A 12,991-nucleotide genomic window follows, 5' to 3' on the forward strand; every position below is an offset into this window, starting at 1 on the left:
ACAATGACATGTCGTTCCAGGCATACCTCGACACCATCGAGGACAAGACCGGTCTCACCCCTCGTCAGTTCATCGAACTGGCGTCGGAGAAGGGGTTCGGGCCAGGCACCAAGGCGGGCGAGATCGTCAGCTGGCTCGCGGATGACTATGGTCTCGGACGCGGTCACGCGATGGCGCTCGTCCACGTGATCACCAAGGGTCCCGCGATCAGCGCCAAGCATGTGGACTCAGGCGGCACGCACAGCGACGCCTCCGACACCCTGTGGCTGGATGGCAAAGCGTCTCGTCCCGCCGGCTGAGGTTCGGACGGGCCGATGCGGACGGGCGCGCTGGATTCGGATGCCGGCGGGCACAGCATCCGAATCCATGACCGATCTCCGATTTCGCTGTGATGAGTGAACTGCGTTCGTCGAGGGGGGCGACGCCTGCTGCCGGCGCGGTCGCGGTGCGCGGCCTGACGGTGCAGCGCGGCTCGCACACGGTTTTCGACGGACTGGAACTCGACATCCCCCGCGGCCAGATCACCGGGCTTCTCGGGCCCTCCGGGTGCGGTAAGACGACGCTCATGCGCGCGATCGTGGGTGTCCAGCGGATCCGTGCGGGCACGGTGTCCGTGCTCGGGCATCCGGCCGGCACCGCGTCGCAGCGACGTCGGGTCGCCTACGACACGCAGGCGGCGTCGGTGTACGACGACCTCACGATCCGCCAGAACCTCACCTACTTCGCCCGCCTGATCGGCGCACCGCGCCGGGACGTTGATCGCGTCCTGGCCGAGGTGGGACTGGCAGCGCAGCGCCATCAGAGCGTCGGCTCGCTCAGCGGCGGGCAGGAGAACCGCGTCTCGCTGGCCGTCGCGATGCTCGGCGCACCGGAGCTGATCGTGCTGGACGAGCCGACGGTCGGACTGGACCCGGTGTTGCGCGCCGAGCTGTGGACGCTTTTCCGCCGTCTCGCCGACGCCGGGACGACGCTGATCGTGAGCAGCCATGTGATGGACGAGGCCCTGCGCTGCGACCGGCTCCTGCTGATGCGCGCTGGTCGCATCATCGCCGACACCACGCCGGACGGCCTGCGGGCCGAGACCGGTGCGGACGATCCGGATGCCGCTTTCCTCACACTCGTCGAGCGCGACGCCGCCGCGCACCCCCGCGCGGAAGCAGCGGCTCGCCCGCTCGCCACGCAGGGGCATGACCTCCCCGAACCGGACGGCCGCCGGCGCAGACGCGGGCCTCGCGGATGGGGGGACGGGAGATGACCATCACCCGCACGTTCTCCACCGCCGGCCGCGTACTCCGGCAGCTGAGCCATGACCCGCGCTCGATCGCCCTGATGCTGATCGCGCCGAGCCTGCTCGTCGGGCTGTTCGCGTGGCTGTTCAGCGATCAGGACGGCGTGTTCGACCAGTTCGGGGGCGGCATCCTGGCACTGTTCCCGTTCATCGTGATGTTCCTCGTCACCTCGATCACGACGCTGCGTGAACGGCGGTCGGGCACGCTCGAGCGGCTGATGACGACACCGCTCGGCAAAGCGGACTTCATCATCGGGTACGCCCTGGCTTTCGGGCTGATGGCCATGCTGCAGGCGATCCTCACGGTGACCTTCGCGGTGCTGGTGTGCGGGCTGCAGGTCGACGGACCGGTGTGGCAGCTTGGCGTGGTGGCGGTCCTCGACGCGATCCTGGGGTCCGCGCTCGGCCTGCTCGCCAGCGCGTTCGCGCGGACCGAGTTCCAGGCGGTGCAGTTCATGCCGCTGATCGTGTTCCCGCAGATCCTCCTCGGCGGGCTCTTCATGCCGCGGGATCAGATGCCGGATGTTCTGTCCGCGATATCGGACTGGCTGCCCCTGAGCTATGCGATCGACGCGGTCAACGCGGTGACGGCAGGGGAGGAGGGATGGGACCTCTACCGACCGCTGCTGGTCGTGGCGGCCTTCGCAGCCGCATCGCTGGTCGTCGCCTCCGCTACACTCCGGCGACGTACGCCGTGACGGCGTGCCGTTGCGCGGCAGCGGTCAGGCGTCCTTCTTCTCGCGGAGCTTGGCGGTGAGGTCCCGGAGCTGCTGCAGTTCCCCGTCATCCAGCCGCGACATGCGCTCCGCGATCGACCTGCCGTGCAGTGAGGCGACCTTGCGGAACGCGGCGGCGCCCTCGGCGGTCGCGCGCACCAGGGATCCGCGACCATCCTCGGGGTCCGGCCATTTGGAGACCAGTCCGCGGGCGGCCATCTTGTCCACGAGGCGGGACACGCTGGGCTGGCTGATCAGCATGTTCGCCGTCACGTCGCGCAGCCGCGCGGTCATGTCCTGCGCACGCGTGACCGTCAGCAGGACGTCGTACTCCGCTTGGGACAGACCGGTGTCGTCGAAGTCGCAGCTGATCACGCCGAAGACCTCGTGCTGAGCGCGGAACAGGCTCTCCCAGGCTTCGATCGCGAGGCGGCGGTCGGTCATACGCACCACTGTAGGCGAACCTCCCGGGCTACTGGGTATCGCACGGCCCCGCGCATAGGCTGACCGATATGGGTTCAAAGCTGATGCGCGTGCTCGGGATCGCTTTCATCGCCGTCGGGCTGCCGCTGGCCCTGCTGGCGGCGCCCCCGGACCGGGCCTCCGCTGCGGATGTCGTCGCCTCCGTGTCCCACGACGTCGAAGACTTCTCCTTCGAGAGCCTGGACGTGGAGTACACCCTCGGCCGCGACCCGGACGGGGCGAGCACGCTCCTGGTGCAGGAGCGGTTCGTCGCGCTGTTTCCCGAGGCGGACCAGAACCGTGGCATGCGCCGCACCATCCCCGAGACGTATCTGGGCGCGCCGCTGCACCCCGAGCTGGTCTCGATCACCGACGGCAATGGCAACCCGCGCGAGGCGGAGACCGATTCCGAGGACGGCGAGTACAGCATGACCTCGCGCGCCGACGACTACGTGCACGGTGCTCAGACCTACGTGTTCACCTACAGGCTGCAGAACGTCACACGGTTCTTCCAGGACACCGGCGTCGACGAGTTCTACTGGGACGTCAACGGGACGGCGTGGCCGCAGGAGTTCGGTCGCGTCAACGTCCGCGTGACCGTTCCGGCCGACCTCGCCGGCTCCCTGACCGGCTCCCAGGCCTGCTACGTGGGTTCCCAGGGATCGGAGCAGACGTGTCCGATCAGTACAGAGGCGGCCGCTGACGGGGCCGCGGCGATCGTGGCCGCTGCGGCCCCGGTGTACGCCTACCAGACTGTGACCCTTGCGATCGCATTCGAGGAGGGCACCTTCACGGCGTTCGACTCGTCCTATCTCGCCTCGCCATGGGGCTGGGTGCAGGGGATCGGCGGACTCGGTGTGCTGGCTGCGGTGCTCTTCGCCATCGTCACGCGCGCACGCCGGCTGCGCGACGCCCCAGGGCGGCGGACGATCATCGCCGAATACACGCCCCCACCCGGGATCGACTCGCTGGAGAGCGCGGTGCTGCTCGGGCACACCACCAAGGCGATACCGGCCGAGGTTCTCGAGCAGGCGGTGGTGGGCAGCATCCGCATCATCGAGGGAACGCGGAAGCTGTTCGGAGGCGTGAAGCTCAAAGCGCAGCTGATCGATCCCTCACGCGCAGACGGCGACGGAATGCTGCTGCTGGAAGGTCTTTTCCCGGCTCTGGAACCGGGCGCCGAGTACGAGTTCGGCGGCACCGACACCCGGTTCTCTTCCGCGGCGCAGAAGATCCTGAAACTGGCCAATCAAGAACTCACGCAGCGTGGGCTGCGCCGCGAAGTTCCGGCTTCCGTGCGGGCATGGCCGGTGCTGATCGCCATCGGCGCGCTGATCCTCGTCGCTTTCGCCGGAGCCTTCGCCCTCGGCAGCGCGGTCGATCCCGGCGTGCCCATCCTGATGATCATCGGAGCAGTTCTGGGACTGCTGATCGTGATCGGATTGATCTCCCGGAAACCGCTCACCGCCGCGGGCGCCGAGGTGCGCGATCACCTGAAGGGACTCAAGGAATTCATCGAATGGGCTGAAGCCGACCGCATCCGGATGCTTCAGTCGCCGGAGGGCGCGGAGCGCGTCCGGATCAACCCGCGGGATCCTGCCGAGATGCTCAAGCTGTACGAGGTGCTGCTGCCGTACGCGGTCGTCTTCGGCCAGGAGAAGCAGTGGGCTGAGCAGCTGGCCGTGCTCTACGAGCAGAATCATTCGCCCGGATGGTATGCGGGTTCGCACGGGTTCAGCGCGGCGTCCTTCGCCGCCGGGATCAGCTCGCTGTCGGCGAGTTCGTCCTCGTCGGCGTCGACCTCCGGCGGCTCCAGTGGCGGTGGCTCGGCCGGTGGTGGCGGTGGTGGCGGAGGCGGCGGCGGGGTCTAGGGCCGCCTGCGCCCGGCCCGATCGGAGCGGGCACAAGTCAGGGCCGGTCGGAGAGGCTTACCGACCGGCCCTTGTCCCTTGCACCAAGAGTTTCCTGCAATCACATGCGGTCGTTGCCACAGCAAAACAACTTCCGTAGCTGAACTCTATAACGACGAGGTAACGGAAGGGAAGGGGTTTCCGTTATCTTTTTGTGATTCTTTGAACCGGTGTTCGGCGCACGCAACTGCTGGGCGACGGGCGAGTGACAAACCGCGGCGCCGTGCTTCGTGTGCAGCCCGGCGGAGGTTGGGATGACTGGCAGATCGTGAAGCGACCTGCCACAGTTGACGCGTCTCTGCTGCCGGCTACGTGGCGTACAGAGTGACCTTGAGGAGTTGAAGGCGGCTTGCCATGCGGAAGGCGTCGGGTCGTTCGGACGCGTCCGCGAGGAAGACGGGTAGGTCGACGGTCGATGAGAATCTCGTTGGTACGTCGGCGTCGACCAGCACGTCGATGAGGTTGATGAAGCGCTGCTGAGCCTCCGCGTCGGCGTCTCCGAATGCGGGGATGTCGGTGATGGCCCATCGGGAGAAGGCTCGCGACCAGTGCAGGTACTCGATCGTCGACGTTGCTGTTGCGCACAGCTGGTCGAAAGTGGCGAGCAGTTCGTCGTCATCCGCTGACGTCACCGTGAACGCCCGTCCATGGACGGCGATGATTTTCTCCTCAGTCGGCGCGACACGGGCGGGCATCATTGTCCACGTGCCGGCAGCGAAGCCGCGGCAGTGGTCTTCATTGACAGTGCGGTAGTCGACGGGACCGTCGAGATCCCACACGTCCATATGTGTCTTGATGAGCGCGATGCCCGGTTCGAAGACGTGGTGCCAGATCGCATTCGGCAGCAGATCGTCCGGGGCATAGTTCGAGGTCGCGAGGACGGTCAAGCCGCGCTGGAAGACATGATCCAGCAGACGAGTCAGGAGCCGCGCGTCGCCGGAATCGTGGACATGGAGCTCGTCGAAGAAGAGCAGGCGACTGTTCTGAGTAATGTCGTCGATCGCGCGTTCGACGGCATCTCGTTCACTTCGGTGATCGTGGATGCTGCGGTGCAGCTCGTCGAAGAAGCCATGGAAATGCACGCGAGTCTTCTGAGCCCGCGGAAGCTCCGCGTAGAAGGCATCAGCGAGCCACGACTTGCCACGTCCTGCGTCGCCGTGGATGTAGAGGCTGCGCGGGGAGGATCGGCGTAAGGTGCCGCGATCGAGATATGCGCCGAGAGTTGCCAGCCGCTCGAGTAACGCTCGCTGATTGGCATCGAGCGCGAAGCCATCGCGGGCTGCCGCGTTCTCGACGCCGACAACAAGCCTCTCCTTCGACCGCACTCTTTGAGAGTGCCACATGACCACCTGCCGTCGATTTCCGGGAGACGGACCGATTGGTCACGGCCGCGCCGCCGCATCCGCGGCGGAGCCGACTGTTATCCCGTCGCACACGCGCCCTGTGCCTGCAGCAGGCGGCGGAACGGGACGACGATCGCCATCATGAGTCTCCGATAATGGAGCAGATTGCGGCGCTGCGTGACCGGTTCGACCTGCACCTGCGTGTGGAGCGCTTCGTCTCCGATGCGATGGGTGTGACAGGCATCCACGGCTTCTGCGACTCACACGGCTGCGCCCGCGACGGTGCGGCTCAGCCGCACTCCGCTGGTCAGATCGAAGACGTGGATCCGGCCACGCTTCGGGGTCACGGTGACAGTGTCACCGGTGCTCGGGTGGACCCGCCCGTCGACGCGCGCGATCACGTCGATGCGCTCGCCGTCGACGCCGGCATGCCCGTAGAGGTAGCCGTCAGCGCCGAGTTCCTCGACGAGGTCGACCGTCAGCGGAAGCCCCGAACCCCCTGCGCCGGCGACCGTGATGTCCTCCGGTCGGACGCCGATGGTGACACGAGGGCCGGTGGTTGCGAGAAGGTCGCGGCCGATCTGGACGGTGTCGGTGCCGAACCGCACACCGTGCTCGGTCACGTCCGCGGTGAACAGGTTCATTGCGGGCGAGCCGATGAATCCGGCGACGAAGAGATTGGTCGGGTTCTCGTACAGGTCCCGCGGCGTGCCGACCTGCTGCAGCGCACCGTCGGCGAGCACCGCGATCCGGTCTCCCATCGTCAGCGCCTCCACCTGGTCGTGCGTGACGTACACGGTGGTGACGCCCAGGCGGCGTTGCAGCGAGGAGATCTGGGTGCGCGTCTGCACGCGCAGCTTCGCGTCCAGGTTGGACAGCGGCTCGTCCATCAGGAAGACCTGGGGCTGGCGCACGATCGCGCGACCCATCGCGACGCGCTGGCGCTGGCCGCCGGAGAGCGCCTTCGGCTTGCGTTCGAGGAACGGCACGAGATCGAGCAGGTTCGCCGCCTCCAGGACGCGTTCGGCGCGTTCGTGCTTGCCGACGCCGGCGATCTTCAGGGCGAAGCCCATGTTCTCGGCGACGGTCATGTGCGGGTAGAGCGCGTAGTTCTGGAACACCATCGCGATGTCGCGGTCCTTCGGCGGGATATCGGTGACATCGCGGTCGCCGATCAGGATCCGGCCCGAGTTGACCTCTTCCAGACCTGCCAGCATCCGCAGCGAGGTGGACTTGCCGGAACCGGAGGGTCCGACCAGGACGAGGAACTCGCCGTCGGCGACGTCCAGGTCGAGCCTGTCGACGGCCGGGCGCGGGACGCCGGGATAGGCGCGCGTCGCCTGGTCGAAGGTCACAGTTGCCATTGCTTCTTTCCTTTCACCGGCAACCACGTGCCGGACGATCGTTGTGACGGGCGGTGGTTCCCAGCGGCTCAGGCCGCCGCCTGAACGTCCGCCGGGTGCCTGACCCCTTCGAGGGCCTCCGACCAGGCGATGAGCTGGTCGAACTGCGCGTTCAGGAGGGTGGCCTGGTACTCGCCGGGGGTGAATGTGGAGTAGTTCTCGAACTCCGTCATGAGCGACAGGGTGAGGGTCTGGCGCACCGTCGCGACCTGGAGCTCGGCCAAGACGAGCCGCAGATGCTCGATCGCGCGCGCTCCGCCCACCCCGCCGTATCCCACCAGCGCGGCGGCCTTGTTGTTCCACTCGGCGTGCAGATAGTCGATCGCGTTCTTGAGGACGCCGGACGTGGAGTGGTTGTACTCGGGGGTGACGAAGATGTACCCGTCGAACCCGGCGATCTTCTCGGACCATGCCCGGGTGTGGTCGTTGCGGTACTGGCCCATGGCCGGCGGCATCGGCTCGTCCAGATGGGGCAGGCGTAGTCGGCGAGGTCGACGAGCTCGAATTCGGCATCCTCCCGCTGTGCGGCCTGCTCCAGGACCCAGTCGGCGACCTGCTTGCCGTTGCGTCCGGGACGTGTGCTTCCGAGGATGATGGCGATCTTGGTCATTTCTGCAGTGCTCCTTCGTGGTGTGGTCCGTGCGTTGTGGTGCTGTCGGGGCGGGTGATGAGCGGCCGGGACCGAACCGTGGCAGAGGTCGCGTCGATCAGCGAGTGCAGGTCCTCGGCCGGGAGGTCGGCTCCGAAAGTCGGATTGCCGGGCTGCAGGACCACGCCCGCCCCAAGCGGGCCCGCGACGACGGGGTCGAAGCCCAGATCGTCGACGAAATCGGCGATGCGTGCCAGGTCGCCCGGACGATCGCCGGCGATCGCGATCGCCTTTCGCCCGGCGACCCCGCCGGGTCGGGACTCCTCCTCGAGATCGTGGTAGCCCATATGGTTCAGCGCCTTCACGACGTGTGCACCGGCCAGGAAGCCCTGGACGATTTCGCTCGTGGAGGTGCGCGGGTCGTTCAGGTCGTCGCGGATGCCGTCCGTCTCCCACCAGTAGTTCATCGCGTCGACGACGAGCTTGCCGTCGAGGTCCTCGACGGGGAGGCGGCGATACCTGCCCAGCGGCAGCGCGAGCACGACGATGTCGGCCCCGCGGGCGGCCTCTTCCGGGCGCACGGCGGCCGCGCCGGGCGCGAGCACCTCGACCGTGAGGGCGATCCGATCCGGATGGCCCGAGCCGGCGATGAGCACCCGGTATCCGGCGGCCAGCGCCAGGCGGGCGATGACCGTGCCGACCTTGCCGGCGCCCAGGATGCCGATGGTGGTGCGGTCGCGCATCGTGACGTCCCCGTTGCGCTGGGTCATCGCCGGAACGACGCGCCGGCCATGACCGACCGGGCCGGGCTCTCGGCGAGCAGCTCCCGGACCATGGGAACCACCTTCGTGCCGTACAGCTCGACGGCGCGAAGGCGGGCGCTGGCGGCCAGGGCGCCGCCGGCCGTGTAGATCAGGTCGAACCGGCCGACATCGAGCGCCCTGATCGCATCGGCCATCTTCCGAGCGACGGTCTCCGGCGAGCCGATGTAGAGCGAGCCGCGCTCGACGTCGGCCTCGAACTCGGAGCGCTGCACGGGCGGCCATCCCCGCAATGCCCCGATCCGGTCCCGGATCACCTTGTAACCGGGGTAGAAGATCTCTCTGGCCTCGGCATCCGTCTCGGCGATGAAACCGGGGGAGTGCATGCCCACCGGATATGCGGTCGTTCCCAATTGCTGCGCGGCCCGCCGGTACAGGTCGACGTACGGGGCGAAGCGGGCGGGTGCGCCGCCGATGATGGCGAGCATGAGCCGAAATCCGTACTGCGCGGTGCGCACCACGGACTGCGGCGTGCCGCCGACGCCGACCCAGGTGCGCAGCCGCCCCGAGTCGGTCTTGGGGAAGACATCGGCCTCGTGCAACGCGGCACGCGTGGTTCCTTCCCACGTGACCGGCTTCTCGTCGAGCAGCGCGTGGAACAGGTCGATCTTCTCGTCGAAGAGCACCTCGTAGTCGGAGAGGTCGTATCCGAACAGAGGGAACGACTCGGTGAAGGACCCTCGGCCCAGGATGACCTCGGCGCGCCCGTGGGACAGCGCGTCGACGGTGGCGAAGCGCTGGAACACCCGTACCGGGTCGTCGGATGACAGCACGGTGACGCCTGATCCCAGACGGATCCTCTCGGTCGCGGTCGCAATCCCGGCGAGCACGGTCTCGGGGGAGGAGATCGCGAACTCGGGGCGGTGGTGCTCGCCGATCGCAATCGCGTCGATGCCGAGATCGTCGGCCAGCACCGCCTCCTCCAGGGTGGCGCGGATCGCTTGCCCGTAGGAGACGACGGCGCCGTGATCGTCGAGCGGCAGGTCTCCGAATGTGTCGATGCCGAACTCCAGTTCGGTGAAATCGCTCATGGTCTGCGTTCCTCCTCGTCGCCGGTCCCTCCGGATTGACGTGTCAATGCTCTAACATCGGTATTGACGTATCAATTCCCGAGGAGACAAGATGGGTCAGAACCGTCGGACGATGCCCACGCGCGAGCAATTGCGCATCTGGCGCGACTACGTCGAGACGGCGGACATTCTGCGCACGCGCCTGGGCAGCCGCCTGCAGAGCCGGTCGTCGTTGTCGGCCGGCGACTACCAGGTCCTGCTCGCTCTGACCGAGGCACCGCAGCAGACGCTGCGGTCCTCCGCACTGGCGGCGCTGATCGACTGGGAGCGCAGCCGTCTCTCGCATCACCTCGGACGGATGGAGAAGCGTCGGCTGATCCGAAGGGTCCCCTGCGCCGACGACGTGCACGGTGTCGAGGTGAGCGCGACCGAATCGGGCCGCGAGGCTTTCCGCGCGGCATCCGTCCCGCACCTGCAGGCCGTGCGGGAGTTGTTCCTGGAGGCATTGACCCCCGAGCAGCTCGCCGAGGTCGACGACGTCTCCACCGCCCTGCGCCGCCACCTCGGTCTTGGCGCGGTCGCCGCCGCGGAGGAAAGCCCGCCTGAGGGCAGTGGCACGACGCGGCCCGCACCCGAGTCCGGCGACGGCCGGCGGGCGAGCACGGCGGCTCGGCACCCGGTCGCGGTCTGCCGACGGGCGGCGACCGCCTACGCGCGCGCATCGGTGCTGTCAACCGGGCACCGGGCGTCCGCGGTGCTGGCCAGAATGGCGGCGACGAGAGGAAGAACCCATGAGCGATCCCACGCCGCACACCAGACACGCCGACGACGCCCGTGCCGACGATGCCCCGCCCACCGACGCCGTCACCGATGAGGTGAGAGAGGATGCCGCGGCGGCCGAGTCGGATGCCGGCGAGCGCTCGCCGGAGGACTCCGCCGCGACACCGGGGGACTGACCCGCGATATCCGGGTTGATGCCCGGGCCCACGCAGCGACATCGCGATTCCGTGTCGCGGCGGACGCGACGGTCGTGCCAGCCGAGCGCGCTGCCGTCAACCCCTTTGTGCGTCGCTCTCCGGCAGCGGACCCTTATCGGCGAGCGACCCGACGAGAGGACACCATGACCCCGCCCACCCGCGGCCGCTGAGCACCGAGGACGCGACGTGACCTACGCCCCGGAAAGGCTTCAGCGCGGATCGGCCACTCTGGCCCGCTGGCGGATCCGCCTGCGCGTCGCGGCTTCGCAGTTGCTGGTCCCACGTCGTGAGCAGGTTCCCCTGTCCCGCGGCTGGGCCTGGCCGGTGCTGCTGCTGTGGGCCATCGGCCGTGCGGTGAATCTCGCCTTCCTGTGGGCGGCCTTCCAGCTCGCCAGAGCGGGGAAGTGGACCTTCGGGCCCGACAGCGAGCCGGTGTCCACATTCCTGCGCTTCCTGACCGGGTGGGACGCGGACCGTTACGGTGTCATCGCCACCCAGGGCTACCCCGTCGTGCTCCCTGTCGACCTCGAGGGCGATATCCAACGCAACAACTGGGCGTTCCTGCCGGTGTTCCCGTTCCTGGAGCGCGCCCTGTCCGACGCGGCCGGCATCTCCTGGCACCTCGCGGGCGTGCTGATCAGCGTGGGCGCCTCGGCGGGCGCCACGGTGGTGCTGTATGCGCTGCTGCGGAGCGTCACCGCGCCCGGCGCGTCGTGGTGGGCCGTCGTGCTGTTCTGTCTCGGCCCGCTGTCGTTCGTCTTCGTGATCGGCTACGCCGAATCGCTCTACCTTCTGCTCATCTTCTCCGCCCTCCTGCTCGCCGTGCGCCGCAGATACCTGTGGATCGCACCGATCGGCGCCATCGCGGCGTTCACGCGGCCCGGGGCGGTCGCGCTGGCATTGGCGCTGGGCATCCTGCTGCTGGCGCGATGGATGCTGCGGGCGCAGGATCCGCTACCCCGATCGCAGCTCACCGGGCTGGCCGTTTCGGGTGCGGTGACCGCCATCGCCGGCCTGATGTGGCCGGTCGTCGCCGCGGTCGTGACGGGCGAGCCGGGGGCCTACGTCCGGACCGAAATGGCGTGGTGGGTCCCGTTCCTCGGCGACGCCGATCTCCTTCCGCTCACGCCCGGCCTGGTCATGGCCTGGACCTGGCTCGGGGTGGTGGGCGTCGTTTTGGCGCTGTGCGCGCTGTTCGCAGTCTTCTGGTGGATCCTCTCCGCGCCGGTGCGCGCGCTGGGCCTGGAGATCGTCGCGTTCGCGCTGAGCTACGTCCTGTACCTGTTGGCCGTGTTCCTGCCCACCCAGAGCCTGTTCCGGCTGGTGCTGCCCCTCAGTCCGCTGCTGGCGGACGGTCGGCTGTCGCAGTCGCGCCGACGTCAGTGGTGGTGCGTCGCGGCCTGTCTGACGCTGCAGGCCGCGGCGGTCTGTCTGCTGTGGACGATCGGGAACCCCTGACTGCCCGCGGCCTCGGTTCAGGCGGGATCAGTACCAGTCGGTGGACTGCGAGTGGCCCCACGCGCTGCACGGCGAGCCGTACACCGCGTCGATGTAGCCGAGGCCCCACGCGATCTGGGTCACCGCGTTGGTCTGCCAGTCCGAGCCGGCGCTGGCCATCTTGCTGCCCGGCAGCGACTGCGGGATGCCGGTGGCGCCGCTGGAGTCGTTGTACGCCTGGTAGTTCCAGCCCGATTCCTTGTCCCAGAGCGAGACGAGGCAGGAGAACTGGTCCCCTCCCCAGCCGTAGGTGGCGGAGGCCATCTGCTGAGCGATGACCTTCGCGCCGTCGGGGGTGTTGGCCGCGGCGAGCGCGGCGGCGGCGGCCTCGGCCTGACGCTGCGCCTCGGCGGCGGCTTCCTCGGCTGCCCGCTGTGCCGCGGCCGCGGCGGCGGCGGCCGCTTCTTCGGCCGCCTTCTGCGCCTGCGCCGCTTCGAGACGATCGCGCAGCTCGGACACCTCGGCACGCACCTCGCGCGTCTCGGCGGCGGTCTCCGCGGTGAGTCCGGGCAGCATCAGCGCCGGGACGATGTTCAGCGCGGACAGCCGATCGATGTCCGCGCGCAGGGCGGCGGTGTTGATGATCGTGGAGTCCACGCCGAGGTCAAGGCCCGATGCCGCGATGTCGGCCGTCACCGTGCCGGTCGTCGCCAGCACCGCGCGTGCGGCACCGAGCGTCCCGTGCGCGTCCGTCGAGATCTCGCGCAGGGTCTCCGCTGCCGCGCCCTCGGGGGCGACTGCGGCCACGGCCGGTGTGAGCGCAGCTGCGGGCAGGGCGGTGGTGATACCGGCCCCAGCGACAAGCGCGAGCGCGACGCCGAGGGCGGTGGCGCGAGGGGTGAGGAGCGGACGGCGGGCACGGCGAACTTGCTTCGGGTGGAGCATGGGGAGAGAAGGTCTTCCTTGGGGATCAGCGGCCGACGCAGCGGCCCATGCGCCCTCGGGTCGGGCGCGAAACCTCTACTCTGCTCTCCC

At 68.6% G+C, this 12,991-nt stretch carries 12 protein-coding genes and 1 pseudogene; 6 read left to right on the forward strand and 7 right to left on the reverse strand.

The genetic code is table 11. The features are described from left to right. Nucleotides 1–8 precede the first annotated feature (8 nt). The 3 genes from QNO12_RS02505 (at nt 9) to QNO12_RS02515 (ending at nt 1,986) form a co-directional block, all read left to right on the forward strand. The gene (locus tag QNO12_RS02505; RefSeq protein ID WP_257503701.1) at nt 9–299 is read left to right on the forward strand and encodes a DUF4287 domain-containing protein; all 291 of its coding nucleotides are present in this window, start codon (nt 9–11) and stop codon (nt 297–299) included. A gap of 92 nt (nt 300–391) precedes the next feature. After that, a complete protein-coding gene (locus QNO12_RS02510; RefSeq protein WP_257503577.1) occupies nt 392–1,255 on the forward strand; it encodes an ABC transporter ATP-binding protein in 864 nt (287 codons plus the stop codon). Then, the gene (locus QNO12_RS02515; protein WP_257503576.1) at nt 1,252–1,986 is read left to right on the forward strand and encodes an ABC transporter permease; all 735 of its coding nucleotides are present in this window, start codon (nt 1,252–1,254) and stop codon (nt 1,984–1,986) included. The genes QNO12_RS02510 and QNO12_RS02515 overlap by 4 nt, the downstream gene beginning before the upstream one ends. A 24-nt stretch (nt 1,987–2,010) precedes the next feature. On the opposite strand, the gene QNO12_RS02520 is transcribed toward QNO12_RS02515, so the two are convergent. Beyond that, on the reverse strand, nt 2,011–2,448 hold the full coding sequence (locus QNO12_RS02520; protein WP_257503575.1) for a MarR family winged helix-turn-helix transcriptional regulator: 438 nt from the start codon (nt 2,446–2,448) through the stop codon (nt 2,011–2,013). Nucleotides 2,449–2,516: 68 nt separating this feature from the next. Between QNO12_RS02520 and QNO12_RS02525 the strand changes: the two genes are divergently transcribed. Continuing rightward, entirely contained in the window at nt 2,517–4,337 is a 1,821-nt protein-coding gene (locus QNO12_RS02525; RefSeq protein ID WP_257503574.1) for a DUF2207 domain-containing protein, read from the forward strand. A gap of 347 nt (nt 4,338–4,684) precedes the next feature. Here the strand turns inward: QNO12_RS02525 and zapE are convergent, their stop codons facing one another. The 5 genes and pseudogenes from zapE to QNO12_RS02550 all read right to left on the reverse strand — a co-directional run bounded on the left by zapE (nt 4,685) and on the right by QNO12_RS02550 (nt 9,563). Further along, nucleotides 4,685–5,701, reverse strand: a complete 1,017-nt coding sequence (gene zapE, locus QNO12_RS02530; protein WP_257503573.1) for a cell division protein ZapE — start codon at nt 5,699–5,701, stop codon at nt 4,685–4,687. Nucleotides 5,702–5,979: 278 nt separating this feature from the next. Beyond that, entirely contained in the window at nt 5,980–7,083 is a 1,104-nt protein-coding gene (locus tag QNO12_RS02535) for an ABC transporter ATP-binding protein (protein ID WP_257503572.1), read from the reverse strand. 68 nt (nt 7,084–7,151) lie between these two features. Next, a pseudogene (locus tag QNO12_RS02540) lies at nt 7,152–7,732 on the reverse strand (NADPH-dependent FMN reductase). Continuing rightward, nucleotides 7,729–8,481, reverse strand: a complete 753-nt coding sequence (locus tag QNO12_RS02545) for an NADPH-dependent F420 reductase (protein ID WP_257503571.1) — start codon at nt 8,479–8,481, stop codon at nt 7,729–7,731. Before QNO12_RS02545 ends, QNO12_RS02540 begins: the two are co-directional and overlap by 4 nt. Beyond that, nucleotides 8,478–9,563, reverse strand: a complete 1,086-nt coding sequence (locus QNO12_RS02550) for an LLM class flavin-dependent oxidoreductase (RefSeq protein WP_257503570.1) — start codon at nt 9,561–9,563, stop codon at nt 8,478–8,480. Before QNO12_RS02550 ends, QNO12_RS02545 begins: the two co-directional genes overlap by 4 nt. A gap of 91 nt (nt 9,564–9,654) precedes the next feature. Between QNO12_RS02550 and QNO12_RS02555 the strand changes: the two genes are divergently transcribed. Together QNO12_RS02555 and QNO12_RS02560 are read left to right on the forward strand one after the other, a co-directional pair. Then, on the forward strand, nt 9,655–10,416 hold the full coding sequence (locus tag QNO12_RS02555) for a MarR family winged helix-turn-helix transcriptional regulator (protein ID WP_257503569.1): 762 nt from the start codon (nt 9,655–9,657) through the stop codon (nt 10,414–10,416). 289 nt (nt 10,417–10,705) lie between these two features. After that, nucleotides 10,706–11,977: a hypothetical protein gene (locus QNO12_RS02560; RefSeq protein WP_257503568.1), complete on the forward strand. Its 1,272-nt coding sequence runs from the start codon at nt 10,706–10,708 to the stop codon at nt 11,975–11,977. A 27-nt stretch (nt 11,978–12,004) separates the two neighbouring features. On the opposite strand, the gene QNO12_RS02565 is transcribed toward QNO12_RS02560, so the two are convergent. Further along, on the reverse strand, nt 12,005–12,901 hold the full coding sequence (locus QNO12_RS02565) for an aggregation-promoting factor C-terminal-like domain-containing protein (protein WP_257503567.1): 897 nt from the start codon (nt 12,899–12,901) through the stop codon (nt 12,005–12,007). Nucleotides 12,902–12,991: the final 90 nt, after the last annotated feature.

It is taken from the genome of Microbacterium sp. zg-B185, from assembly GCF_030246885.1.
Lineage (GTDB): Bacteria > Actinomycetota > Actinomycetes > Actinomycetales > Microbacteriaceae > Microbacterium.

What these genes read in the sequence shown, in the direction of transcription:
- QNO12_RS02545 (WP_257503571.1), bottom strand. Translation starts at nt 8,481, where the DNA reads ATGACCCAGCGCAACGGGGACGTCACGATGCGCGACCGCACCACCATC.
- QNO12_RS02535 (WP_257503572.1), bottom strand. Translation starts at nt 7,083, where the DNA reads ATGGCAACTGTGACCTTCGACCAGGCGACGCGCGCCTATCCCGGCGTC.
- QNO12_RS02515 (WP_257503576.1), top strand. Translation starts at nt 1,252, where the DNA reads ATGACCATCACCCGCACGTTCTCCACCGCCGGCCGCGTACTCCGGCAG.
- QNO12_RS02510 (WP_257503577.1), top strand. Translation starts at nt 392, where the DNA reads ATGAGTGAACTGCGTTCGTCGAGGGGGGCGACGCCTGCTGCCGGCGCG.
- QNO12_RS02550 (WP_257503570.1), bottom strand. Translation starts at nt 9,563, where the DNA reads ATGAGCGATTTCACCGAACTGGAGTTCGGCATCGACACATTCGGAGAC.
- QNO12_RS02565 (WP_257503567.1), bottom strand. Translation starts at nt 12,901, where the DNA reads ATGCTCCACCCGAAGCAAGTTCGCCGTGCCCGCCGTCCGCTCCTCACC.
- QNO12_RS02520 (WP_257503575.1), bottom strand. Translation starts at nt 2,448, where the DNA reads ATGACCGACCGCCGCCTCGCGATCGAAGCCTGGGAGAGCCTGTTCCGC.
- QNO12_RS02525 (WP_257503574.1), top strand. Translation starts at nt 2,517, where the DNA reads ATGGGTTCAAAGCTGATGCGCGTGCTCGGGATCGCTTTCATCGCCGTC.
- QNO12_RS02505 (WP_257503701.1), top strand. Translation starts at nt 9, where the DNA reads ATGTCGTTCCAGGCATACCTCGACACCATCGAGGACAAGACCGGTCTC.
- QNO12_RS02555 (WP_257503569.1), top strand. Translation starts at nt 9,655, where the DNA reads ATGGGTCAGAACCGTCGGACGATGCCCACGCGCGAGCAATTGCGCATC.